Origin of the sequence: Modestobacter sp. VKM Ac-2979 (assembly GCF_026967995.1) — a bacterium.
GTDB lineage: Bacteria > Actinomycetota > Actinomycetes > Mycobacteriales > Geodermatophilaceae > Modestobacter.
Map to the genome: position 1 here is coordinate 432,558 of NZ_JAPVBO010000003.1, position 24,664 is coordinate 457,221.

General features: G+C 70.2%; 20 protein-coding genes and 2 pseudogenes. 16 read left to right on the plus strand and 6 right to left on the minus strand.

The window, feature by feature from the left end:
• Positions 1–527 precede the first annotated feature (527 nt).
• The 5 genes and pseudogenes from O2W15_RS10900 to O2W15_RS10920 form a co-directional block, all read left to right on the plus strand.
• A pseudogene (locus tag O2W15_RS10900) lies at positions 528–1,005 on the plus strand (hypothetical protein); the annotation flags it as partial.
• A 212-nt stretch (positions 1,006–1,217) separates the two neighbouring features.
• Positions 1,218–3,302 carry an MMPL family transporter gene (locus O2W15_RS10905; protein ID WP_269179429.1) on the plus strand — a complete coding sequence of 695 codons (2,085 nt, stop codon included), beginning with the start codon at positions 1,218–1,220 and terminating at the stop codon, positions 3,300–3,302.
• On the plus strand, positions 3,302–4,465 hold the full coding sequence (locus O2W15_RS10910; RefSeq protein WP_269179430.1) for a sensor histidine kinase: 1,164 nt from the start codon (positions 3,302–3,304) through the stop codon (positions 4,463–4,465). The genes O2W15_RS10905 and O2W15_RS10910 overlap by 1 nt, the downstream gene beginning before the upstream one ends.
• Positions 4,462–5,154 (plus strand): response regulator, encoded by a 693-nt coding sequence (locus tag O2W15_RS10915; protein ID WP_269179431.1) that lies wholly within the window; start codon positions 4,462–4,464, stop codon positions 5,152–5,154. The genes O2W15_RS10910 and O2W15_RS10915 overlap by 4 nt, the downstream gene beginning before the upstream one ends.
• 721 nt (positions 5,155–5,875) lie before the next feature.
• Positions 5,876–7,069: a serine hydrolase domain-containing protein gene (locus tag O2W15_RS10920; protein WP_269179432.1), complete on the plus strand. Its 1,194-nt coding sequence runs from the start codon at positions 5,876–5,878 to the stop codon at positions 7,067–7,069.
• Here the strand turns inward: O2W15_RS10920 and O2W15_RS10925 are convergent.
• Complete coding sequence (locus tag O2W15_RS10925) at positions 6,996–7,352, minus strand: hypothetical protein (protein ID WP_269179433.1); 357 nt, start codon at positions 7,350–7,352, stop codon at positions 6,996–6,998. The genes O2W15_RS10920 and O2W15_RS10925 overlap by 74 nt on opposite strands.
• Before the next feature lie 820 nt (positions 7,353–8,172).
• Between O2W15_RS10925 and O2W15_RS10930 the strand changes: the two genes are divergently transcribed.
• Genes O2W15_RS10930 through O2W15_RS10940 form a run of 3 tightly spaced genes read left to right on the plus strand, consistent with a single transcriptional unit; the run spans position 8,173 to position 10,916 of the window.
• Positions 8,173–9,018 carry a DedA family protein gene (locus tag O2W15_RS10930; protein WP_269179434.1) on the plus strand — a complete coding sequence of 282 codons (846 nt, stop codon included), beginning with the start codon at positions 8,173–8,175 and terminating at the stop codon, positions 9,016–9,018.
• 1 nt (position 9,019) lies between these two features.
• Positions 9,020–9,727, plus strand: coding sequence for a GTP pyrophosphokinase (locus tag O2W15_RS10935; RefSeq protein ID WP_269164494.1), 708 nt, complete (start codon positions 9,020–9,022; stop codon positions 9,725–9,727).
• A 49-nt stretch (positions 9,728–9,776) separates the two neighbouring features.
• Positions 9,777–10,916: a glycosyltransferase gene (locus tag O2W15_RS10940; protein ID WP_269179435.1), complete on the plus strand. Its 1,140-nt coding sequence runs from the start codon at positions 9,777–9,779 to the stop codon at positions 10,914–10,916.
• Positions 10,917–11,325: 409 nt separating this feature from the next.
• Here the strand turns inward: O2W15_RS10940 and O2W15_RS10945 are convergent, their stop codons facing one another.
• Entirely contained in the window at positions 11,326–11,892 is a 567-nt protein-coding gene (locus O2W15_RS10945) for a CGNR zinc finger domain-containing protein (RefSeq protein ID WP_269179436.1), read from the minus strand.
• A 16-nt stretch (positions 11,893–11,908) separates the two neighbouring features.
• Here O2W15_RS10945 and O2W15_RS10950 point away from each other — a divergent pair, with 16 nt between their 5' ends.
• Entirely contained in the window at positions 11,909–12,442 is a 534-nt protein-coding gene (locus O2W15_RS10950; RefSeq protein ID WP_269179437.1) for a mycothiol transferase, read from the plus strand.
• Positions 12,439–13,614: a MalY/PatB family protein gene (locus O2W15_RS10955; RefSeq protein ID WP_269179438.1), complete on the plus strand. Its 1,176-nt coding sequence runs from the start codon at positions 12,439–12,441 to the stop codon at positions 13,612–13,614. Before O2W15_RS10950 ends, O2W15_RS10955 begins: the two co-directional genes overlap by 4 nt.
• A 55-nt stretch (positions 13,615–13,669) precedes the next feature.
• Here the strand turns inward: O2W15_RS10955 and O2W15_RS10960 are convergent.
• Positions 13,670–14,233 (minus strand): annotated as a pseudogene (locus tag O2W15_RS10960) (IS3 family transposase); the annotation flags it as partial.
• 116 nt (positions 14,234–14,349) lie between these two features.
• Here O2W15_RS10960 and O2W15_RS24010 point away from each other — a divergent pair.
• On the plus strand, positions 14,350–14,664 hold the full coding sequence (locus tag O2W15_RS24010; RefSeq protein WP_442928881.1) for a TetR-like C-terminal domain-containing protein: 315 nt from the start codon (positions 14,350–14,352) through the stop codon (positions 14,662–14,664).
• Positions 14,665–14,858: 194 nt separating this feature from the next.
• Here O2W15_RS24010 and O2W15_RS10965 read toward each other — a convergent pair whose 3' ends face one another.
• Together O2W15_RS10965 and O2W15_RS10970 are read right to left on the minus strand one after the other, a co-directional pair.
• Positions 14,859–16,001 carry a glycosyltransferase gene (locus O2W15_RS10965; protein ID WP_269179439.1) on the minus strand — a complete coding sequence of 381 codons (1,143 nt, stop codon included), beginning with the start codon at positions 15,999–16,001 and terminating at the stop codon, positions 14,859–14,861.
• A 790-nt stretch (positions 16,002–16,791) separates the two neighbouring features.
• Entirely contained in the window at positions 16,792–17,088 is a 297-nt protein-coding gene (locus O2W15_RS10970) for an antibiotic biosynthesis monooxygenase family protein (protein WP_269179440.1), read from the minus strand.
• 627 nt (positions 17,089–17,715) lie between these two features.
• Between O2W15_RS10970 and O2W15_RS10975 the strand changes: the two genes are divergently transcribed.
• The gene (locus tag O2W15_RS10975; RefSeq protein WP_269179441.1) at positions 17,716–18,534 is read left to right on the plus strand and encodes a hypothetical protein; all 819 of its coding nucleotides are present in this window, start codon (positions 17,716–17,718) and stop codon (positions 18,532–18,534) included.
• Positions 18,535–18,936: 402 nt separating this feature from the next.
• Here O2W15_RS10975 and O2W15_RS10980 read toward each other — a convergent pair whose 3' ends face one another.
• Positions 18,937–19,227, minus strand: coding sequence for a hypothetical protein (locus O2W15_RS10980; protein ID WP_269179442.1), 291 nt, complete (start codon positions 19,225–19,227; stop codon positions 18,937–18,939).
• Positions 19,228–19,452: 225 nt separating this feature from the next.
• On the opposite strand from O2W15_RS10980, the gene O2W15_RS10985 reads away from it, so the two are divergent.
• The 4 genes from O2W15_RS10985 (at position 19,453) to O2W15_RS11000 (ending at position 24,630) form a co-directional block, all read left to right on the plus strand.
• Positions 19,453–20,163, plus strand: a complete 711-nt coding sequence (locus O2W15_RS10985) for an ABC transporter ATP-binding protein (protein ID WP_269179443.1) — start codon at positions 19,453–19,455, stop codon at positions 20,161–20,163.
• Positions 20,160–22,694 carry an FtsX-like permease family protein gene (locus O2W15_RS10990; RefSeq protein WP_269179444.1) on the plus strand — a complete coding sequence of 845 codons (2,535 nt, stop codon included), beginning with the start codon at positions 20,160–20,162 and terminating at the stop codon, positions 22,692–22,694. Before O2W15_RS10985 ends, O2W15_RS10990 begins: the two co-directional genes overlap by 4 nt.
• A 104-nt stretch (positions 22,695–22,798) precedes the next feature.
• Positions 22,799–23,932 carry a sensor histidine kinase gene (locus tag O2W15_RS10995; protein ID WP_269179445.1) on the plus strand — a complete coding sequence of 378 codons (1,134 nt, stop codon included), beginning with the start codon at positions 22,799–22,801 and terminating at the stop codon, positions 23,930–23,932.
• Positions 23,929–24,630 carry a response regulator transcription factor gene (locus O2W15_RS11000; RefSeq protein WP_269179446.1) on the plus strand — a complete coding sequence of 234 codons (702 nt, stop codon included), beginning with the start codon at positions 23,929–23,931 and terminating at the stop codon, positions 24,628–24,630. Before O2W15_RS10995 ends, O2W15_RS11000 begins: the two co-directional genes overlap by 4 nt.
• The last annotated feature ends 34 nt before the right edge of the window (positions 24,631–24,664 follow it).

Consider the following 24,664-nt stretch of genomic DNA (forward strand, 5'->3'; position numbering starts at 1 on the left):
TCCTCCGGAGACATCCGCCTGAGGAGGCAGAGCATCCGGTGATGCATCACCGTGAGCGTGCCACCAATCCAACGAGCTCTCCTCGAGCAAGGCTGGCTCCGTCTCTGTCGATGGCGGCTGACTGGGCGGCGGCACCGGCTCACCAGGTGACGACGCCGTGCCGGTTGAGGTGCTACGCCGGGCGGCTGCCCATCTGTCCCAGGCGAACCTGCCGGGACATGACCTACCGGCTCGTTCGTGAGCTCCCCGTCGACGGGGTCCTCGTGACGGTGACGTGCCGGCTTCCCAAGCTCGCTCGCCAGCCCTGGTAGCGATGGCTGCCGCACGGGTCACCGCCCGGGACCGCGTGACGGCCCACCGGGCCGACGCGCTGTTCGACGCCCACCGGGACGAGCCGGAGTTCGGCTACCGACTGCGCACCACAGAGACCGCCGCGAACGGGCAGCCGATGACCGCTCGGACGGCCTGGCGATCTGTGCGGCCAACCGGTGGTGGAGCGCTTTCGCCAAGCCCCGACGAGGCAAGGGCGGCCGGCCGGACCGCCGGTGCACGACAACCGGGTCAACCAGGTGCTCACCGCCGAGGCGTCCAACGCCTTGTAGTTGACCGACATCACCGAACACCGCACCGCCGAGGGCAAGCTCTACCTGTGCGCGATCACGACGCGCATTCCAACCGAATCGCCGGCTACTCCATCGACAAGTGCCGCAGGCGGAAGTCCGTTCACGCCCTGAATCAGCATCAGCTCACCGGCTCGATGGGCCGAGTCGGCGCGGCCGGCGACGACGCTGCCATGGAGTCGTTCTTCGCCCTGCTGCAGAAGAGCGTGCTCGACCGCCGACAGTCGCGGACCCGACAAGCGCTGGGGATCGCGATCGCCAGCTGGATCGAACGGGCCCATCACCGGCGGCGCGGTCAAGACGCCTCGGTCGACTCACGCCCATCCAGTACGGACGCTCGTGCCCATACTGCCCGCTTGACTCCGCGAAGCAGTCCCGACGTTGAGTTCTTGCCTACTGCGATCACCGTAGATGAAGCCTGCGTCTGCACGACGACGGGACCCCTGCCTGGAGGGAACGCTCCCTGTGACATCCACGAGAACTGGGAGCACCGACATGGCAGGTCTGCTTGATCGTCTTGGGCGTTTCGCCTTCCGCCGGCGGTGGTCGGTCGCTGTGGTCTGGCTGCTGGTCCTGGCTGGGGCGGTGGCGGCTGCCGTGACGTCCGAGGGTCCGGTGAACACCCGGGCGACGATTCCGGGCATCGAGTCGCAGGACGCGTTCGACCTCCTCGCGGAGCGCTTCCCGGACACGCCTTCGGACAGCGCGTCGGCGACCCTCGTCTTCGTCGCTCCCGACGGCGGGTCGCTGGAGGCGCCGGCGAACCAGGCGGCGGTCGAGGCGGCGCTGGCCACCGTCGCCGACAGCCCGCAGGTGATGCGGGTGGTACCGCCCTCGGCGGGCACGAGCATCAGTGCCGACGGCACGACCGGCTTCGCGTCGGTGAGCTACGACGTGCCTTCGTCGGAGGTGACCGACGAGTCGCGCGCCCTGCTGGAGGAAGCCGTCGAGCAGGCACGGGACGACGGGCTGACCGCGGAGATGCGCGGCTCGGCGCTCAAGAGCCCCACCAGCATGAGCGCCACCGAGCTCATCGGGGTCGCGATCGCGGCCCTGGTCCTGCTGCTGACCTTCGGATCGCTGGTGGCCGCGGGCCTGCCGCTGCTCACCGCGATCATCGGGGTGGCCATCTCGTTCCTCGGCGTCTGGGCCCTCGCCGGCCCGCTGGGCATGGCGATCACCAGCGGGATGCTCGCGCTGATGCTCGGGCTCGCGGTCGGCATCGACTACGCCATGTTCGTCGTCTCCCGGTACCAGGAGGAACGGCTCAAGAACGACGACGCCCAGACGGCCGCCGGCCGCGCCGTCGGCACCGCCGGTTCCGCGGTCGTCTTCGCCGGGACGACGGTGGTGATCGCGCTCGCCGGGCTGCTCGTGGTCGGGATCCCGTCGCTGACCAAGATGGGGCTCGCCGCCGCCGGCGCCGTCATCGTGGCCGTTCTGGTCGCGCTGACCCTGGTCCCGGCGCTGCTGGGCATGTTCCCGAACCGGGTTCGGTCGCGGTCACAGCGGCGTGGGGCCGGCACGAACCCCCGCGTCCCGGTGGCCCGCACGTGGATGCGGATGGTCCGGCGCCGTCCGCTGCTGGTCACGGTCGCCGGGGTCGCGGTGCTCGCCGCCGTCGCGGTCCCCGCGCTGTCGTTGCAGCTGGGCACCCCCGGCGACGCGTCGCTGCCGACCACGGCCACCGAACGCCGGGCCTACGACCTGCGGGCCGAGGCGTTCGGTCCCGGCTCCAACGGCCCGCTGACCGTGGTGGTCGACGCCCGCGGGGCGAGCGACCCCGAGACCGCGGTGGCGGCCGTCGCCGACGACCTCGCAGCGACCGACGGGGTGGCCTCGGTGTCAACCCCGACCTTCAACCAGCAGGGGGACACCGCGATCCTCACCGCCGTCCCCACCACCGGGCCGACCGACGAGCGCACCGAGGCGCTGGTGGAGTCGCTGCGCGACGCCCGCCCGGCCGTGGAACGCGACCAGGGCGTGAGCTACGAGATCACCGGGACGACGGCGCTCGACATCGACATGGCGCAGAAGACCCAGTCGGCCCTCGTGCCCTACGTCGCGCTCGTCGTCGGTCTCGCGGTGCTGCTCCTGCTGGTGGTCTTCCGCTCGATCTGGGTGCCCATCAAGGCCGCGGTCGGCTTCCTGCTCTCGCTGTTCGCCTCAATCGGGGTGATCGTCGCGGTCTTCCAGTGGGGCTGGGCAGGTGATCTGCTCGGTGTCGAGCAGACTGGCCCGGTCATGAGCCTGATGCCGATCCTGCTGGTGGGGATCGTGTTCGGGCTGGCCATGGACTACGAGGTGTTCCTGGTGTCGCGGATGCGGGAGGCGCACGTGCACGGTGTGCCGGCCCGCGAGGCGGTCACGACCGGCTTCGCGCAGAGCTCGAAGGTCGTGGTCGCCGCCGCGGTGATCATGATCGCGGTGTTCGGCGGGTTCGCGGCGGCCTCTGAACCGCTGATCAAGATGGTCGGTCTCGGGCTCGCCGCAGCGGTCTTCTTCGACGCCTTCATCGTCCGCCTGACGCTGGTGCCCGCCGTCCTGCAGCTCCTCGGGGAGCGGGCGTGGTGGCTGCCGCGCTGGCTCGACCGGCTGCTGCCGAACGTCGACGTGGAGGGCGCGTCGCTGGCCCCCGCACCGGCCCAGGCGCAACCGGACCTGGTGCTGAGCAACCGCTGATGAGCACCGGCCGGCTCGGGATGCGGAATGCGGCGGCCGCGCTCGTCGCGTTTCTCTTCGCCGCCCTCGGTACCAGCATCGACACCGAAGGCATCCTCGGGCCGGCCGAGCTCGTCCCCGGCGTGCTGCTCAGCCTGGTCGCCAGCGGCGCGCTGTTCACCGCGCCCCGGTGGCCGCGCGCCGCGACGGCCGTGGCGATCTGCTGCGAGACCGCCGCCTGCGCGCTCGGCTACCTGCCGACGCCGTTGCTGCTGGCCCCGCTGATCGGCTGCCTCTACTGGCTCGCGGTCGTCGGGTCCGTACGGGCGGTCGCCTGGTGGACCGGGTCCGCAGTGGCCGCGGTGATCCTGGGCAGCCTGATCGACACCCCCACCGGCGGCTCGCTGGTGCTGCGCACCGTCGGCGTCGCCCTGTGGCTGCTCCCGGCGGTGTTCGCCGGCCGCACCACCCAGACCCACCGCTCCTACCTCGACGTGGTCCAGGCCCGCGCCGAGGACGCCGAACGCAGCCGCGACGACGAGATCCGGCACCGGGTGGGCGAGGAACGCCTGCGCATCGCCCGCGAACTGCACGACGTCGTCGCCCACCACCTCACCGTGGCCCACGCCCAGGCCGGCACCGCCGAGCACCTCCTGGACAAGCGCCCCCAGCAGGCACGGGAGCTGCTGGCCGGGCTCAGCGCCTCCACATCGGCGGCACTCCAGGAGCTCAAGGCCACCGTCGCGGTACTGCGCACCTCCGACGACGACCCACCGGCCGACACCGTCCCGGCACCAGGGCTCGACCAGCTCGACGAGCTGATCGAGCCCTGCCGGGCAGCCGGCATCGAGGTCACCGTGCACCGCGAAGGGCCGCTGGAGTGCCTGCCCCGGCTGGTCGACGTCACCGCGTACCGGGTCGTCCAGGAAGCCCTGACCAACGTCACCAAGCACGCCGACCGGCCGGCCGTGACCATCACCGTGCGCCGCACCGGCGACACCTTCAGCGTCCACGTCGAGAACACCGGCGTCCGCCCCGGGCCGGTCGGATCGGGCTACGGGCTGATCGGGATGCACGAGCGCGCCCTCGCCGTGGGCGGCACGGTGCACGCCGGCCCGGCCGGGGAGGGCCGGTACGCCGTGACCTTCACCGCCCCGCTGACGCCCTGGGAGGGACCCCGATGATCCGGGTGCTGCTGGCCGACGACCAGGCGCTGCTGCGCTCGACGTTCCGCATGCTGATCGACGCCGAGGACGACATGACGGTCGTCGCCGAGGCCGCGAACGGCGAGGAGGCGGTCGAGCTCGCCCGGGCCGACCATCCGGACCTGGTGCTGATGGACATCCGGATGCCGGTCCTGGACGGGCTCGCCGCGACCCGGCAGATCTGCTCCGACCCCGACCTGGCGGGCACGCGGGTGCTGATCCTGACCACCTTCGAGTCCGACGAGCACGTGGCGCACGCGCTCCGGGCCGGGGCGAGCGGCTTCCTGGGCAAGGACGTCACCCCCGCCGGCCTGCTCGACGGAATCCGGACCGTCGTAGCTGGAGACGCCCTCCTCTCCCCCGCCGCCACGCGCGTCCTGATCGACCGCTTCCTCTCCAGCCCCGATGGCATCGGCGACCTCCCGCGCGGACTGCTGCCCACGTTGACCGACCGCGAGCGCGAGATCACCGAACTAGCCGCGCACGGCCTGTCCAACCAGCAGATCGCCGACCGGCTGATCGTCAGCCCGCTGACCGTCCGCACCCACGTGCACCGGGCGATGATGAAACTAGGAGCACGCGACCGGGCCCAGCTGGTCGTCATCGCCTACCAGGAAGGGCTGGCGCGACGTCGAGGCCTCGAGCATTCGCCGGGTCACGACGGCTAGGGCGCCCTGATTCGCGGAGGCGCTTCCTTCCGTACCGAACCTCGACGCCGAGACTTCGCCTCATCGCGCGGTAGCCATCGCGCGATAGCCGACGACCTACCGGGGATGACAGCACTCCCCTACCCACCCTCGGACAGGAGAAGGAGCACCGTCGCTCGAGCATGCCCGCGGCGACGCGCGCCTGCGGCGCTGTATCGGACGGTGCGACCGGGCCAGCCTGACCCGCGGCGGGTGGGAGGTCGAGCAAGTCCTCGGTGACGGTCCGCTGCACCGCGTCGTGGGCGCGGTGGCAGCACCGCCACGGTGGCGGAGTCCAGGACGACGATCAAAAGGCCAGGTACTGCTCAACCGTCCCGAGAGACGGACCGCCAAGGCCGTCAGTCCGCTGTCAGCGCCCACGATGATTAAAGCGGCCATCTCGTCGTGGATGGTGCCGGCGTGAGAAGCGCCCAGCGGGGGCAAAGGGTCACAGATCTCCAGCATCAGTAGGACGAGCAGCTCTACCGCACGCACCGGACGCTGGACCCTACGACCGGGTACGGCGCAGGCACCACCGGCCAGCCACCACCGGCTCGCCCGATGCGCCATGGCCTGCACGGCCTTCACGGGCCGGTACAGCCTGCGCTACCTCCGGCTGTCACGTCAGCAGCATCGACCCGCCCGATGGACGCGGACAGGCTGGGGAAGCCCGCAACTCAACCGCCCTGTGAGGAGCAAGCCCGTGACCGTCTCCCTCCGCACCTCGTCTCCCCGCCGCACGTGGGGAGCCCTCCTGCTCACCGCTGCCGCCGCCACCGGCCTCGGCGTCAGCGGTGTCAACACGCCCGCCGATGCCAGCACGCCCGCCGAGACCACCGATGCCCACCGTCCGCACCAGCCCGACGCCGTCCAGACCGAGCTGGACGCCCTGGTCACCGACAGCGGGTTCCCCGGGGTCCTCGCCGCGGTGCAGGACCAGCACGGCCTGCGCGACTACACCGCCGGCGTCGGTGACCTGGCGACCGGGGAGCCCGTTCCGGTGAACGGGGAGGTGCGGATCGCCAGCAACACCAAGACCTTCACCGCCGTCGTCGTCCTGCAGCTGGTCGGCGAGGGTCTGGTCGACCTGGACGCACCGGTCGAGACCTACCTACCGGGCCTGGTCCGCGGCGAGGGCGGCGACGGCCGGGAGATCACCGTGCGCCAGCTGCTGCAGCACACCAGCGGCCTGCCCGACTACGACGACGTCCTGTTCACCGATTACCTCGCCCTCCAGCACCGCTTCATGGAGCCGCACCAGCTGCTCGACGTGGCGCTCCCCCGCCCGGCGCTGTTCGCCCCCGGAACCAGCTGGGAGTACAGCAACACCAACTACGTCCTGGCCGGGCTGCTCGTCCAGGAGGTCACCGGCCGGCCGATCGCTGAGGAGATCACCACCCGGGTCACCGAGCCGCTCGGGCTGACCGACACCTACTGGCCGCACGAGGGCGAGCAGGAGCTGCGCGCCGATCACCCGCACGGCTACTACCGGACCACGCCCGAGGAGCAGTACACCGACGTGACCGTGCAGGACCCCTCCTCCGGCTGGGCCGGTGGCCAGCTGGTCTCCACGCCCCGCGACCTGCTCGGCTTCTTCACCGCCCTGGTCGACGGCGAGCTGCTGAGCCCCGAGCTGCTGGCCGAGATGCAGACCACCGTCCCGGCACCGTCGGCCACCCCGCGCACCCAGGAGTCCTACGGACTGGGGCTGCAGACCTTCACCCTCAGCTGCGGTGGCACCGCCTGGACCCATGGCGGCGACATCCCCGGCTACGAGACCCGCAGCGCGGTGACCACCGACGGCCGCGGCGCCGTCATCACCGTCACCGCCCTGCCCACCGATCTCCAGGGCGTCGTCGACGTCGAGGACGCCGTCGACGCTGCGATCTGCAACTGACGGGCGCCGCCCCCTCCCCGGGAGGGGGCGGCGCCCAGCCGGACGTGTCGAGGTAGCGCCGGACTGCGGTGACGCGGCGGTCGGCGCTGTCGTCGGGAGGCAGGTCGAGCTCGGCGAAGATGCTGCGGATGTGCTTGTGCACCGCTCCGTCGGCGACCACCAACCGCTCGCCGATCGCCGAGACGATGTAGACGTAGAAGGCGTCCTGCACGGCCGCGGACTGGTTGTTCCAGGACAACGTCAGACCGGCATCGTCCTCGGCCAGCGAGTCGATGACGGTCACGACTGCAACCTCTGCTCGGTGTCGGGGACGAGGACTGCCGAGAAGCGGGGCCGCCAGAAGCTGTGCTCAGGTGACCTTGGAACCGCCACCACCGCGTGCCTTGCATCGCGGCAACCGACACGGTCGTGCTGCACCCGCCGACTCGGGAGCAGGCGACCGGCATGCCGGAAGCAGAGGGCTGCCGGGCCGTGTCGTCGTCATCCGGCCTACTGCGTACGGACGACGCCACAGACAACAGACACGCGATCCCTGTCGTGAGTGCAGGTCAAGCTCCACCGGGTTGGACGCCCTGCAAGCCCCGTCGTCGTCCCATCCGGCCACAGGACTTGATCTACTCCGCCCGCAGTACGCACAGCCTGCACACGAATGACGACACCTCACCCAGGAGCGACAAAGCTCCTCCTCACCAGCCGGACCCCACCACCGGACGGTCTCAGGAGGACGCCATGAGCGAGTTGCACGGTCTGACCAAGAGGTGTGGCCCAACCACCGTCGTCGATGACCTCACCCTCACCGTCCGACCAGGGATCGTCACCGGCTTCCTCGGCCCAACGAGGTCAGAAATCCACCACGATGTGCATCTTGATGGGCTTGGGGGCTCCCGATTCAGGGAGCTCGGCGGTCAACCGCCGCCGCAGTAGCGCGCACGCGCCACTCGGTCTGAACCCACGCACCCCACCCCCGCAGGCCTGCCTCGACCCGATCGGGACAGCACTGACCCTGCCGCTGAGCAGATCGACCGTCTTCTTCGAGGGGGCGGTCAGCCTGCCCTGAGCGCAGTCCCGACACCGCAGCCCCTTTTGCCACGAGGACGCCGATTGTGATTGACAGCCTGCTGGACGCCGTGAGCTCGCTCATGTCCTCACCGTGGGTGTACCTGCTCATCGCCCTGGTGGCCTTGGCGGATGCGCTCATCCCGCTGGCCCCAAGTGAGACGGTGGTCATCACCGCCGGGGTCTTCGCCGCCTCTGGCAGCGACATGCTGCTCGTGATCGCCAGCGCGGCCGCCGGCGCGCTGGCCGGCGACCACCTGTCCTACCTGATCGGTCGCCTGATGAGCAGGTGGACCGCCGAGCGGGACCCTGCCGGCTGGCAGGCTCGGACGCTGAGCCGAGCGGACTCTCTTCTCGCCGAGCGGCGCGGCATGGCCCTGGTCGTGGCCCGGTACATCCCCGGGGGGCGTACGGCAGTCACCCTGGGCATGGGCGCTCTGCGGCACCCATTGGCCGACTTCTCCCGATGGGATGCCGTCGCGGCCCTGTCCTGGGCCGCGTACTGCACGGCGATCGGGGCCATCGGCGGTGCTGCCTTCGCGGAGGACCCACTCCCTGCCGTAGTCCTCGGCGTGGCCATCGCCCTGGGCATCGCTGCGCTCACCGAGCTGGTCCGCCACCGCCGCCGGCCCCAGCGAGCGATCGTCGCGGCAGCCCCACGGAACTCAGACACACCGCTTGAGCTCGAGCTCCAGGCCCCCTCGCCGGATGAGGCGCCGCAGGTGCTCGGAACGGCACGGCACCGCGACGCCGACGATCAACGGAACACCGGGCCACGCAACCTGGCGAGTGCCGCGCTCGCGGCCCACCCACCTGCCGTCCTCGTGCCGGTCGGCGCTTCCTGCGCGACGCACGCCCCGGCGGGCACCGCATCACCGATGACGAGGCGATGACGTGATCGACGTGATCGCCGGGCAGCATCAACCGTCGACCGGCCGAGAAGGTCCCACGATGGCAACGGGCCCCTGGGAGCCCGGTGCGAGCCTGCGCCGGTTCCTCATGGTCTATGAGTTCGGGCTCCTGGAGATGTTGACGAAGGTCAAGATCCTCCAGGAGGAGATGCGGTTGATCAACGGCGAGTCACCCATCGAGCACATCGCCTCGCGGGTGAAGACCATCGAGAGTCTCACCGCCAAGGCGCAGCGGAAGGGCGTCCCGCTCACCACGGCCAGCGTCCAGGACTCCATCCACGACATAGCCGGCATCCGAGTCGTGTGCAGCTTCGTGTCCGACGTCTACACCGTCGCAGAGATGCTGCTGAGCCAGCCCGACGTCGACCTGGTCATCGCCAAGGACTACATCGCCGACCCGAAGCCCAACGGCTACCGGAGCCTGCACCTGATCGTCGACACACCCGTTCACATGTCCGACCGGGTTGCCACCGCCCGAGTCGAGCTCCAGCTACGCACCGTGGCCATGGACTTCTGGGCCAGCCTCGAGCACAAGATCTTCTACAAGTGGCATCGACACGTGCCGATCGCCCTGCGGGAAGAGCTCTTCGAAGCAGCCCGCAGCGCGAGCGCCCTGGACCAGACCATGCAGCGGCTCCATCGCGAGTCCCACAGCGGGGCTCTCACTCAGCGCGCTCTGACACCCGATTGATGCACCGAGATCGCCCATCCCCCAACCACCAGATGATCGGAAGGCCCCCATGCGCATCCTGTTGAGCGGTGTCCCGGCGTTCGGGCACCTCCTCCCCTTCGCACCACTGGCCCGGGCCGCGCTCGCGGCCGGCCACGACGTGGCCCTGCTGACCAGCGGCGGCATGGCCCCGCCCCTGGCCGCCGACCTGCCGGGCGTGCAGGTGCTGCCGGCCGGCCCGATGCCGGACGTGCTCTTCGCCGAGGTCGGCCGGCGCACCGGCGTCGCCGACGCCGCGGCCGATCCCCAGCCCGAGGCGGTCGCGGAGTTCTTCGTCGGCGTCCGGGTCGACCTGACCGCCGATGAGGCCGTCGCGGTCGCCCGGGACTGGGCGCCGGACCTGATGATCTGCGAGGCCACCGACTTCGTCGGCCCGCTGGTCGCCAGTACCCTCGGCGTGCCGTGGCACGTGCTCGCCCTGGGCCCGGCAGTGCCGCCGGAGTTCACCGCGCCGATGGTCGCGCTGGCCGCCGAGCGCTACGCCAGCCGGGGCCTGGCCCTCACTCCCCCGTCGTCCTACATCGACCCGGTGCCCGCCGCCCTGCAGACCCCGGGCTTCACCTCCCCCGCACGGCACCTGCCCGTGCGCGCCGAGGCCCACCAGCGACCGGGGTCCTCCACGGCCGCCGAGCCCGGCACCCGGGGGCGCCGCCGGGTGCTGGTCACCCTGGGCACGGTCTTCACCGACCCGGACCTGCTCGCCACCATCGTCGGCTCGCTGGACGACGCGGACGTCGACGTGGTCGCCACGCTCGGGGTCACCGGCCTGGCGGTGCCGGACACCCCGGGTGTGGACTACCGGCCGTTCGCACCCCTCGCCGAACTGCTGGACGTCGACGTGGTCCTCTGCGCGGGCGGCTCGGGCACCGTGCTCGGCGCGCTCAGCCGGGGCATCCCGCTGGTCGTGCTGCCCCAGGGAGCCGACCAGCCGCTCAACGCCGCGCGCACCGAGGCCGCCGGCTCAGCGGTGGTGGTCCACGACCCGCGGGAGGCCGGGGCGGCGACCCGGCGGGTACTGGAGGACCCGTCGTTCGCCGCTGCGGCCCGCGACCTCGCCGCCGAGATCGCCCGCACCCCCACCCCCGCGGACGTCATCGCCACGCTGGTCGGCGAGAGGGCGTCGACGAGCGCGTCCATCCCGCAGGGCTGAGCACAGCCCGGCGCCGGACGACGGGGTCCGGCGTCGGGCGGTGTCTCCACTCAGGGCCCCCAGTGTTCCCCGCCCTCAACGGCCCGCCGGCGCAGCCCGGCTCCCGGCCCAGCGGGCCGCCCGGCGCCGAGCGGCCGAGATCGGCCCTGAGTCCCGGCCGCCTGCCTGGCCGGCCGTCGCGGACAGCCTGCGTGGCGCAGGTGGCAGCGGCCGCAGGCGTGGCGGTGACCACCGTGTACGCCGGTGTGGGCGGCAAGCCCGAGCTCATCCAGGCCCTGACCCAGAGCGGTGTCGGCCGACTCCATCGCGCAGTGCCTGACGCAGGGCGCCGCGACCGACGACGGCCGGGAGTTCGTGCGCCTCACGCCCAGGCGACGCCGGCGGTGATCGGTACTCGGGAGCGCACCGGTCAGGTGGTGACGTGCGCCTGAGTGTCCGCCGCGACCCGCTTACGCGCGCGGTAAGCAGCCGCTTTCATGCGGTTCCCACACTCGTCCATGCCGCACCAGGTTCGCCGGGCGCCGCGCGATCGGTCCAGATAGATCCGCGTGCACGACGCGCGGCCGCACTCCTTGAGGCACGCGTCCGGGTCCGACAGCACCGAGATGGCCGAGCGCGCCACGTCGGCGAGGGCGTTCTGGGCGCTCCCATCCCGCTCGACGCGATCGGGAGAGAGCCGCACCCGCACGCCGGGCAGCGCAGCCAGCGCGTTGACCACCGCGAGGTTGGACGGATGGAAGGGCACACCCTGCAAGCGGTCGCTGGCCAGCCGGTACACAGCCTCGCGGAGGGCCAGCGCCGCTTCCAACGCGGTGTGGTCGACCGGCAGGTCCGGGGCGAGGTCGGCGACCTCCACCAGCCATCGCTGCAGGTCGGCCGCCCCGCGCAGCAGCTCTTCCGGCTGAGCGTCGTTGCGCCACTTGCGCGTCCCGGCCAGGTCCAGGGCCGGGTTGCCACTGACGAAGGAGAAGGCCACGTCACCATCTTGACAGGTGACGACGGCGCGGTTCAAGCTCGTCACCACTCTGACAGGTGACGGGAGGCCGCGAGTGATCGACGAGTACGACTACCTCTACTTCGCCGAGAGGGCGTTGACGGGCATGCGCAGGATCGTCCTCGAGCTGGGGGACGACGCGGCCAACCGGCGTGCCCATGAGGGGGCCAACACGCCCTACGCGCTGCTCTGCCACTGCCTCGCCGTGGTCGAGACCTGGGCGGGGGGCTTCGTGCACGGCCGGACCGTCGACCGCGACCGTGACGCGGAATTCGAGGCCAGCGGCGAGGTCGGCGCACTGGCGGACCGCGCCGGACCAGTCATGGAACAGTTCCGTCGCGATGTGGCCACCGCCCAGCCGCACGATCGGTTGGCGGTGGAGCCGCCCGCGGACTTCCTGGGTCCCGGGCGGAGCCTGACACAGGGCGCCGCACTCCAGCACGTCTTCGAGGAGCTCGCCCAGCACCACGGGCAGATGGAGATCCTGCGGGACCTGCTGGTCCTGCAGCGGGCCGGACGGGTGGACGCGTGACCGAGATCGCGGGGCTCGACCCGGCTCGCCTGCGCGGTGGTCATGGCGCCAAGTGGACCGCCGTCCCCGAGGACGTCATCCCGGCGTGGGTCGCCGACATGGACGTCGGGATCCCGGGCCCCGTTCGCGAGCGCCTCGCCGAGACCATCGAGCGCGGCGACCTCGGGTACCCGTACTGGGCGGCAGGTGACCCGGTGGTCGATGCCTTCGAGGAGCACATGCTCACGCGCTTCGGGTGGCGACCAGCTCCGGGCCGGAGCCGGGTGATGAGCGACCTCATCCAGATCCTGCAGGTCACCATCGAGCACACGACCGAGCCGGGTGACGCGATCGCCCTCCATGTGCCGACCTACCCCCCCTTCCTGGCGTCCATCGCCCGGGCAGGTCGCACCATCGTGCCGCTGCCGGTGCACCGGGCCACCGATGGCTGGCACCTGGACCTCGAAGAGCACCGGCGGCTCGTGGCCCACCACCGGCCACGGCTGTTGGTCCTGGTCAACCCGCACAACCCGACCGGACGGGCCTTCCGGCAGGACGAACTGCTCGGCATCGCAGACATCGCACTCACCCACCGGATCCCCGTGTTCGCTGACGAGATCCATGCCGACCTGACCTACGCCCCCCACACGCACACCCCATTCGCCTCCCTCAGCGATGAGATCGCTGACCTGACCATCACCACGACGTCACCGGGGAAGGCGTTCAACCTCGCCGGCATGCGGTGTGCCATCGCCCACGTCGGGCACACCCCGACGGCGGAAGCACTGGCGAAGGCGCCACTCGACTACTTCGGGACACCCAGCGTGCTGAGCCGCATCGCTGCCGTCGCCGCCTGGCGCGAGTCGGCCGAGTGGTTCGAGATCGTCATGGACGGGTTGACTGCCAACCGAGCGCTGGTCGAGAACTGGGTCCGTCGGCGAGGTGACATCGACCTCGTGCCGCCCGAGGCGACCTACCTGGCTTGGATCGACTTCGCCCGAAGCGCCGTTGCCGCCGATCCAGCCGGGAACTTCATGCAGCGTGCCCGCGTGCAACTGAGCCCAGGTACCGACTTCAGCCAGTACACCCCTGTGGACACCACGACGTTCGCGCGGCTGAACTTCGCCACACAGTCGACCACCCTCCAGCAAGTACTCCACCGCCTTGATGCGGTTCTTGACGGAGAACACTGACCAGACCCGGTGGACGGGACTGCCCCGAGTTCAGTTGACTCGTCGGGTGTGGTGGTCAGGCCGCGGTAGCGGCGAGGTGGAGTGTCTCGTACTCGGGGAGTGTGAGTCGTCCGAGGTAGCGTTGCCGGCGTCGGCGGTGGTAGGTGCGGTCGATCCAGGTGATGATCGCCAGCCGCAGTTCTTCGCGAGTGCTCTATCGCTGCTGGTCCAGAACGTATTCATGCTGCAGGGCGAAGAACGACTCCGTGGCTGCGTTGTCGTCGCAGGCACCGACTCGGCCCATGGAGCCGACCAGGCCGTTGTTCGTGATCATGCGGACGAAGGCGTTCGACCGGAGTTGGCTGCCGCGAGTCACAGTGGACCACGGTGCCGACCGGGTCTCTGCGGATGGTGGCGTTCCGCAGTGCGGCCACCGCCAGTGATGCCTTCACGGCGAGTCGATGGAGTAGCCGACGATCCGGCCGGAGCAGACGTCCTTGATCGCGCAGAGGTAGAGCTTGCCCTCGGTGGTGTTGTGCTCGGTGATGTCGGTCAGCCAGGTGACGTCGGGCGCGGTCGCGGTGAATTTCCGGTCGACCAGCCCCTCATGCACTGGCGGGCCGGCATTTCGGTTCAGGCCCGAATCTATATTGCGGGCGGTCGTCGCTGAGGCCTTCGATGAATTGATCGCCGTCCTACACACAGGCGCACAGGACGACGACCCGGTAGACCGGCTGTTCAGCCTCTGCCGAGGCTATCTCGACTGCGCGCGACTTCCCGGAACGCTACCGATTGATGTTCGGTGGCGTCTGGGAGGTGTCGGATACCGACGATGAGGTCGAGTTGGAGGAACGTGCGCGCGTCGGCCGATCGGCCTTCAACGTTCTGGTCGAGGCCCTTGATGCGTGCAGTGAGGCGGGCGTGTCAGACAGTTCGGATCCTTTTACCGACGCCACCGCCCTCTGGGTTGCCTTGCACGGAATGGCGGGCTTACGCCAGACTGCTCCACTGTTCCCGTGGCCTTCACATCTCGACGATCTACTGATCAGATCTTTGGCGCGACTATCTTGACCCGGACTTCGACTTGGTTCTGCCAAACGGGCCGCCTATCCGAGCAACCTGGCCCGCATGGACGCCGCGGGTGTGGCGATGGAGGTCCTGTCCGTCACGACCCCCGTGGCCGGGGTCGCGATGTCGGTGCGCACGCACGGCACCACCGCTGGGCGGACGCTGTCGGCCGTACTCGCGGGTGCGCGACGTCTGCGTCAGGAGATGGCATCGATGAGGTCGGTCAGAGCGTCGTGCGGGCTGCGCATCTGCGCCATGTCGGCGGCTACTGCCTCAGCGGCTCGCCGGTAGGACGGGTCGGTGAGCACTGCGGCGATCAGCGCTCCGACGTCTCCGGGTGCGGTGGCGACCAACCCCGCTCCCGCGACAGCGACCCGCTCAGCGTTCATCGGTTTGTCCAGGCCCAGCGGGAGCAGCACCAGCGGCACGCCTGCGCTGAGGGCGGACAGGACTGTTCCGGCGCCACCTGAGGAGACGACGACATCGACGTCTCGCAGCAGGTCGTGCATCGGCACGAAGCCGACCACTTCGAAGCGGTCTGGCACACCGTCGCTGCCGGACAGGTCGATCCCCTCGGCACCTGCGATGCGCAGGTCGACGTCTGCGGTTGCCGCCGACGCAACGACGGCGACCAGGACATCGGCATCGTCGACCACGGTGCCCAGGGTCACCAGCACCCTTGCGCGCTGGCGCTCCGCGTCCACCACGTCGCCACCACCGTCAGGGTGAGAGCTGTGTACCCGCCCCTCGTGCCCGGGCCCGCTGCCGTGAGGCTGAGGGCGAACGGGGATCCGAGGAGCTGGGTAGCGGTCAGCCTCGCTCACCAGAGCATCCGGCCACGGGTCGAGGTATGCGATCGGCGCACTCGGCACGACACCGAAGTCGGCGAAGCGTCGGGCCGCACGTTGAGCGAACTGATCGGCCAAGAGCGGGATCATGGGAAGCGACGCACCGTGCGCCACCCACGGGGTCTTTCTCGAGGACGCGGCGAGCTGCCCCAGGTAGTCCACCAGGTCGCAGATCATGACGTCGGGCGCGAAGCTGTCAGCGGCGCTCATCGCCGCTTCCGCTCCCAAGGTCAGCCGGGTTTCGATGAGGATCTCCACAGCCGACACGAGTGGGTCCTCGAGAGGTTCCGCACCCGTCCGACGCGACACGTCAGCCAGGGTCGTGGCCAAGTCCGGTCCAGCCGGCAACAGACGCACGTCTGCGGCAAGTGGAGCGACCGATCGATGGGTCATCAGGGCGGTTTCGTGACCCGCCGCCGAAGCCGCCCGCATCAAGGGGATCATCGGCAGGAGGTGACCGTAGGCGGGCGTGCTGGTGAACAGGATTCGCATGTCGTCCCCACGTCTCGATACATCAGGGTCCACTCGTGTTCCACAGCCGCCGCGCCACGGTCCGCTGCACTGTCCGACGATTACGCGGGGCTCGAGCTGAACGCGCGTTCGCTCACCCACTCCTGCAACGGGCAGGTCGCCCTTCTCCACAATCCAGCGGCAAGCGGTTTGCCTGTCAGGCGCGGAAGCTCATCAACCGGCGTGACCGATCAACATGCGTCCATGGTGCGCGGACACCGATGTCTCGTTCCATCCAGCTGACTGCTCAGTCACAGGTGCAGCAGGCTGTATTGACGACTCCGCGCTGTCGTGGTTATCCACCGACGGCACCAACGCCCACGCCGGGGGCAGTCCGCGGAGGGAGCCTGTCCAGCGCGCATCCGACTCGGACTGGCCCGTGGCGAGTACGTGACCACCGACTCCCCGCAACGGGTGTCCGCTTTCGACGAGTGCGGGCCGCTTGTCATCCGTCCGCAGGCCGGTTCCGACTGGGCACCCGAGGCCGCCCGCGAACCACCAGAAGCTGCACGGCGTCCGACAGTTCCACGGCTGCTACAGCGTCGGTGACGACCAGCTCTGGGGCGTCGTGCACCGGCGCAAGAGCACGGCGAGCACCCTGGCCGCGCTGAGATCATTCCGCCGGACGAGACAAGGGGGTCCGGGCGTGCGCGGCACGGCACGAGGTCGAGCTGTGCTCCACCCCGACTCACGCGTCCTGGGCCAATCCGATCGAGGCGCAGTTCGGGCCGTTACGCCCCTTCGGCGCCTCGAAGATCGTGGTCACACGGCACTACTCCGGACGAAGCTCACCGCGCTCCACGCAGATGATCGGATCGGGCTTCGCGATCTCGAACATCGCTTCGGCCAGGGCCAGCCCTTCAGGATCTTCACGCGCGGCGGCAAGAGCATCACTGCTGGCCCAATGCGACTGATTCACCACCTTGGCGCCGTCCAGAGAAGCGTAGACAGTCGAGCCGAGGAAACCCGACTTCTTCCGCATGACCTCGCCGGCGCGATGGATCGCATCGATCAGATCCTGCTGCCGCTCCACGGCAACCGCAAAGACCCCGATGACAGTGACCCTCACAACTCATCCTCCAGACAGCATGCAAACACCAGCCGAACCACGGCCGACAACGCGCCCACCACAACGGGCCTCAGGACGTCGTAGTTCACGGGCTCCCCACCGTATTGCTCACTACGCCCGCGGGCCAGCCCTTCAGGACCACCACTCTTGCCCATGACAGCCGGCGCGTCTCCTGCACCCAACACACGGTCCCAACACCGTGAACGTCCGTGGTCAGGGCACCATGTGTACTGACCGGAGATGTTGGTCGGGCGATTCCGCTTGTGATGAGCGACCGATCGGCTGCCGAGAGGTACAGCCTGCTGTACCTGATCTTGGTAGCGCAGGGGCTTCGCCTGCGCTCCACCCGCGGCCAGATTGTGTCTTGACCGGCAGCCGACAAGACGGAGCGCGGCTGACAGGCTGCCCGGCCGTCCCGACCCGCGGACGCACGACGACGGCCGGGTGTGCCCGCCCGCGACAGCCGCCGCCCGTCGCGCCCTCACCGCTCCACCCGGCGGCTCGACCTCGTCGCCGAGAGGTCCGATGACGTCCACCCCGAGAGGAACTCCTGATCACCATGACCGGAACGCGTCTCCGCCGATCCACTTGCGCAGCCCAGCACCACGGACTTCCGGGAGGTGCCGCGTGATCGAGGAGACCGCGGCCCGCGCCGAGCAGATCGAGGCCCGCGCGATGGAGACCTTCGTCCGTGACGCCTCACCCGCAGCACACCGCCAGCTGGGGATCAGCACGGCCCGACTGGGCGGCGGCGTGGTCGTCGCGGTGGCCAACGACCCGACCCACTACTGGAGCAAGGCCCTGGGCTTCGGCGTCACCGAGCCGGTGACGCGGTCGCTCGTGCAGGAGATCTGCGCCTTCTACCGGAGCAGCGGAGTGGCCGTGGCCACCCTCCAGATCGCCCCCGCCGCCCTGCCTGAGGACTGGCCGGAGATCGCCGCGGAGCTCGGGTTGGTCCACAGCTCGACGTGGATCAAGCTGCAACGCCACGTCCCCGATCCGATCACCTTCCAGCCGGCCGCCACCCGGCTGAGGATCGGGCCCGTGCCCGAGGACCAGCACGACGAGTGGGCGCGGGTGCTGATCAGCGGCTTCGGCATGCCCCCGGTGTTCGAGGGGCTGGGCGCAGCTGCCGACCCCGAGTTGGTCCACCGCTTCGCCGCCTGGGACGGCCGGGACCTGGTGGCCAGCGCGAGCGTCGTCGTCGACGGCGACGCGGCCGGGTTGTTCGGCGCCAGCACCCTGCCCGGCCACCGGGGGCAGGGAGCGCAGTCGGCACTCATCGCGGCCCGGCTGGGCGCTGCCGTCGACGCCGGTGCCCGCTGGGTCAGCGCGGAGACCTCGACGGAGACACCAGAGTCACCCAACTCCTCGTTGCCCAACCTGCGGGCTGCCGGACTGGTCGACCTGTACGAGCGGCCGAACTGGGTGTGGCGCGCCCCGTGACCGCCAGACCGGCGGGACACGGAGACGGTCGCCGTCCCCGGGGCACCCGGAGTTCACCTCGGGGCCAGCCCGGCCGGCGTCCGCTCGTGACCTTGGCCGTCCCCCTCCGCCCGACGTCGCCGGTACCGGCGCCCTGCTGGTGACCGTTCACGGCCTCACCGAGGAGCGCACGTTCTGGGGCGGGGTGCCGCTGGCCGAGCGCCTCGCACACTCCGCGTCGACCTGCGCGGTCACGGGCAGCCCGCTGGACCGGGCCCTACTCCCCCGCTGACCGTCGCCACCTACGTGCACGAGTTCGTCGGCGCCTCGCCGGCCGCTGCTGATCGGGGTGGTCGCCTTCATCGCGGCCTCACTGCTGTGCGCGGTCCGCCCGTTGGTGCCCCCTCGATCCCGATCGAGCAGCTAGCCGAGACCCTGAAGGTGCTCCCGCGCGGTGTCGACATCGTCGCTGAATGCCGAAGTCCGTACTGTGTGATGGCCCTCGACGCCGTGCGACTCCTGCGCAAGGCTCTGGCGCTCGGCCCGACGCCTCGAAGACGGCCACCCCGAGCGGCGCGCCCGATCCCGCCCAATCGTGAACGGCGTCGTGACGGCGAAGCGCGATCCTCCGCGATCACGGCGACCGGCCGGTTCAGACCAGATCACGTCGAGGCCGTCGCGCGAAACATGGTCGTCGAGCGCGACCGCCGTCATCCTCGGCCGAATCGTCGGCCACCGAGGTCGACGGCTCGGTCGCGGATGTACTCCCGTGCGAGTACGCGTCGCCTCCTGTGGGTGGACGCGGCGGCCGGCGGCCGCCGTCATCGTGGTGGACACCAACCATTCTTCGGAGGTCTCGTGTCCCCAGAGCCAGATTCCACAGTCGTCGATGGGCAGTCCCGGAGCCCGCTGTCAGCCAACGCTGATGACGCTGCGGCCATGCTCGTCGGCGCCGTCAAACGATATGGCTCCGGCCAGTCGGCCGTCGTCGCGCTCGACGACGTCACCATTGCGTTCCCGGCGGGGAAGTTCACGGCTGTGATGGGCCCGTCGGGTTCGGGGAAGTCGACGATGATGCACTGCGCCGCCGGGTTGGATCGACTGACGTCGGGCCGCGCATTCGTGGGCAACACGGATCTGTCGACCCTCGACGACCGTGAGTTGACACGGCTGCGTCGAGAACGGATCGGGTTCGTCTTCCAGGAGTTCAACCTCGTGGCGACGCTCACGGCCAAGGAGAACATCCTCCTGCCGTTGACCCTGTCGGGCCGCCAGCCGAGCGATGGAGTGCTCGATCAGGTCGTGTCGATGCTGCGCCTCGGTGATCGCATGCACCATCGGCCGACGGAGCTCTCGGGCGGCCAGCAACAGCGCGTCGCCGTCGCCCGGGCGCTGGTCGCTCGGCCACAGGTGGTGTTCGCCGACGAGCCCACCGGCAACCTCGACACCCGGTCCGGACAGCAGATCCTCGGACACCTGCGATCAGCGGTCGACGAGCACCGTCAGTCGATCGTGATGGTCACGCACGATCCCAACGCCGCTGCCTGGGCCGACCACGTCGTGTTCGTCGTCGACGGCGGAGTGCACGACGTGATGGACCGCCCGTCGGCCGATTCGGTGCTCGACGTGATGAAGGGCCTGGGCCGATGAGCCAGATGATCCGGAGCGCGGCCCGGAGCGTGTTCGCGGGGCGGAATCGGTTCGTGCTCACGGGCACGGCGATCACACTGTCGGTGGCGTTCCTCCTCGCGACGCTGGTGCTGTCGGACTCGCTGCGCGGCCGAGCGGCCAGCGACATCTCCGAAGCGATGGCCGGGACGGACGCCGTGGTGCAGGGCGTCTCCCTAGGCGAGCCCGGCGGAGGACCGGGAGATCCTGCCAGGTCGGTTCAGCGATCACTGGATCCCGACATCACCGAGCGCTTGGCTGGGGTCGACGGCGTCGACGAGGCCGCCTCGCAATGGGTCGGCTTCGCGAAGCTGGTCGTCGACGGATCGTCGGTCGGAACCGGCACGGCGAGCGACCTCGGCCGCAACTGGATCGCCGACCCGACGCTCAATCCGTTCCGGCTCGAGAGCGGGCGAGCACCGACCGAGGCCGGAGAGATCGTGATCGATCGATCGCTCGCCGGTGACGCAGGCGTGGACCCGGGTGACGTCGTACAGGTCTTGACCGCGACGGGGATGCACGACGCGACCGTCACCGGTGTCGCGACGTTCGGTTCGGCGGACACGGCACCGCTGCAGCGAACGGTGCTGTTCCCCGACGCAGCGGTGCCCGCCTGGCTCGACCTCGCGGCGCCGACCGAGGTGCTCGTCGACATCGCGGAGGGTGCCGACCGCGCCGAGGTGCTCGGCCGACTGTCGGCGCTGTCCGACGCCGAGGTCGTCGACGGACCGGACTACATCGCGACGATGCAGGACGACGCGACGTCACCGCTGCAGTTCCTGACCGTGTTCCTCCTGGCCTTCGCCGTGGTCGCGGTGTTGATCGGCGTGACGATCATCTTCAACACGTTCGCGCTCACCGTCGCCCGCCGCCGGCGGGAGTCGGGACTGCTGCGTGCGATCGGTGCGGAACGACGCCAGGTCCTCGGTGGAGTGGTGATCGAGGCGGTGTTCGTCGGAACGATCGCCACGCTCGCCGGCCTCGTGTGTGGGGTCGCGGGAGTGGGCGTGCTGCGCTGGGTCGTCGGACTCACCGGGGTCAGCCTGCTCACCGGGCCGTCGATCGTGAGCCCGATCTCCATCGCGGTCGCCGCGACCGTCGGAATCGGCGCAACGATCCTCTCGGCATGGATCCCGGCTCGCCGCGCGGCGGCGACACCACCGATCGAGGCGCTGCGCGAGAGCGCGGCGGAACCCCGGGTCGTGAGCCCGGTGCGGACTGCCAGCGGACTCGTGCTCGCCGCGGCGGCGATCGCTGGAGGAGCTCTGGCCGTGGTGCGCTCGAGCCCGGTGTGGCTCGTGCTCGCTGCTGCCATCGTCCCGGCGCTCGTGCTGTGCGGCCCGGCGATCGTGACCGCAACAGCGCGTTGGAGCTCTCCGGTTGCCCGCCGCACCGCCGGTGTCAGCGGCACGATCGCAGCGCGCAACTTGGCTGGGAGTCCACGCCGATCGGCATCGACAGCGCTCGCGCTCATGCTCGGCACCGCGATGGTGACGATCTTCGCGATCTTCGCGAGCTCTCTGACGAGCGGGATCGGGACCGATGTCCGTGAGGGACTGCGGGCGGACCTGGTGGTCACGTCGGCGACCCCCGACTTCGCGACGATCGACCCCACCCTGGCCGGCCGGATAGCAGCGCTGCCCGACGTCGACGCGGTCACTGCGCTGTCGTTCGCCGAAGGGATCGTGGCAGGAACAGCCGAGGCGGTCGGCGGCATCGACCCGACGGCCCTGCCCACCATGGTCGACCTCGACCCGATCGCCGGTGACCTCGCCGACCTGAGCTCGGGAGGCGTGGCTGTGGTCGGTGACGACCCGGCGCGGCTTGGCGAGACCCTGGAGATCCAGTTCGAACGATCGACCATCGAAGCGCCGATCGTCGCTGTGGTCGCGAGGAGCACCGGCGGTTTCGAAGCGCCGGCGTACTTCGTCGACGCCGCGACACTCGACACCGCGGTCGGTCATCTGCTCGACGCACTGGTGTTCGTCGACCTCGCCGACGGAGCGGCGGCGGACGCCGAGAACGACGTGAGTGCCCTGGTCCGAGATGCGCCCGGGTCGTTCCTCGAGACCCGAGAAGAACACATCGCCAACAGCGGGAGCGAGATCGCGGCGTTCGGGAACTTCATCGACGGGATGCTCATCCTGGCGAGCTTCATCGCGCTCCTCGGAGTCGCCAACACCACGGCGCTCGCGATCAACGAACGCTCTGGAGAGATCGGGCTGCTGCGAGCAGTCGGCGCGTCTCGCCGGGAGGTGCGTCGTATCGTGCGGCTCGAGGTGGCACTCCTGTCTTTCGTGGCGGCATCGATCGGCATCGCCGTCGCAGCCGGCCTCGGCTGGGCGCTGATCGACGTCACCGGTGGCGCGGAGATCCCATCCGTCGTCATGCCCTGGACCCGTCTCGCGGTGACGCTCGTCATTGCGGTCGCAGCCGGCGTGGTCGCTGCAGCGTGGCCCGCGTTCCAGGTCTCCCGGACGCCCGTGCTCGAGCTGGTGCGCGGCGACCGCTGATGCGAGAGTCTCTGCACCTGGGCCGGGCGGCCGACGACCGGTCCAGGGGCAGGGACCTCCCGGCGGAGTACCCGCCCGTCATCGGTTGCGACGATGATCGTGCCGTGACGCACACGGATCACCGCGCCGGTCGCACAGATCTCGCTGTGATCGTCGCCGCGTTGGCGGTGTCGATCGGCGTGTTGGTCACCGATCCGGACGTCGTGGCCGGACGGCAGCTCCCAGGCATCGCGCTCGCGGTCGCAGCCGCAGTGCTGCTCGTCGTCGCCGGTCGGTTCGGTCGGGCCACCGTCGTGGCGATCGGTGTGCTGGACGTCGTCACCCTCGCATGGACCTCCAGCCCGATCGCGTTGCTACCGCTGCTCGCCGTGGCGCTGTTCCGTCTCGTGTACCGGAGCGAGGATCGTTCTGTCATCTGGTTCGGATCGCTCGTCGCGATCGTCGTCGCCGGCTCCGGAGCGCAGGTCGGTGGTGAGCCGTTCTGGTTCGAATGGGTCACCGACGCAGCCGTTCTCCTGCTCCCGATCGCCGCCGCGGACGCCCGTCGCTCCGACCTGCGGCGTCGAGCCGACGAAGTGGAACGCCAGGTCGCCGAGCGGCTCCAGGCGGAACGCCTTCGCATCGCGTACGACCTGCATGACATCGTCGCCCATTCGCTGTCGGCGATCACCGTCCAGTCCGGCATCGCCGCCCATGTGTTCGAGCGCGATCCGGCCGCCGCTCACTCTGCGCTCGTCGAGATCAACGACGTGGGCAGACGATCGCTCGACGAGCTGAGATCCCTCCTCGGGCTCCTGCGGTCCGACGAGTCGGTGCCGCTTCGCCCGGTACCGACGGCAACCACCGCCCTCAGCGATGTCGTTGTCGCTGCCGCCGGGCACTCGAGGGCGGTCGAGGTGGTCGAGGACGGTGACTATCCTGCGGGGGTGGCGGAGAGCACCGTGGTGACGGTGCACCGCATCGTGCACGAGTGCCTGGTCAACGTCGCCCGCCACGCCGGCGCCGTCCCCGCGGTCGTCCGGCTCCGGCACGGGGACGGCGGCGTGCACGTCACGGTGTCGAACGACGCCCCGGCCACCGCACGCGTCGCTGTGCCGGGCACCGGCATAGGTCTGCTCGCGATCCGTGAGCGAGCGGAGCTCCTCGGTGGCACGGTCCACGCCGGACCTGCCGACGACGGTGGGTTCGCGGTGCGCGCGTTCGTGCCCTACCAACTGCCCGACGGGCGGGGGGCATGACCGCCCGGCCCGACGCGCCTGCCACGGCGACGCGCAACATCCGCGTGCTGATCGTCGACGACCAGGAGTTGGTGCGTCGCGGGTTCGCAGCACTGCTCGCCAACGAGCCCGGCATCGAGGTCGTCGGTGAGGCCGGCGACGGCGCGCAGGCGATCGCCCAGACCCGGCGGACACGCCCCGACGTCGTGCTGATGGACATCCGCATGCCCCGCATGGACGGGCTCGAGGCGACGCGAGCGATCTGCGGAGACGAACAGCTCCGCGCCACCAAGGTGCTCGTGCTCACCACCTTCGCGCTCGATGAGTACGTCTACGAGGCGCTCCGAGTCGGTGCCTCCGGTTTCCTGCTCAAGGACACCCCGCCGCGACTCCTCCTCGAGGCGATCGCCGCCGCCGCCGACGGCGATGTCCTCATCTCACCAGCGATGACGAAACGGTTGGTCGCCGACCTCGTTCGCCGACCGATCAGCTGGCCGGGGGACTCGGGTCCCCTCGATGTCCTGAGCGAGCGCGAGCGGGAAGTGCTCGCCGAGGTCGCACGTGGCAAGACCAACTCCGAGATCGGCGAGTCGCTCTACATGTCGCCGCTCACCGCGAAGACGCACGTCAGCCGCATCCTCGGCAAACTGAACGCGCGCGACCGCGCCCAGCTCGTGGTCATCGGATACGAGACCGGACTCGTCAGCCCCGGCGAATGAGCATCGCGAGCGTCGTGGTGGTCGGCTCGGCGCG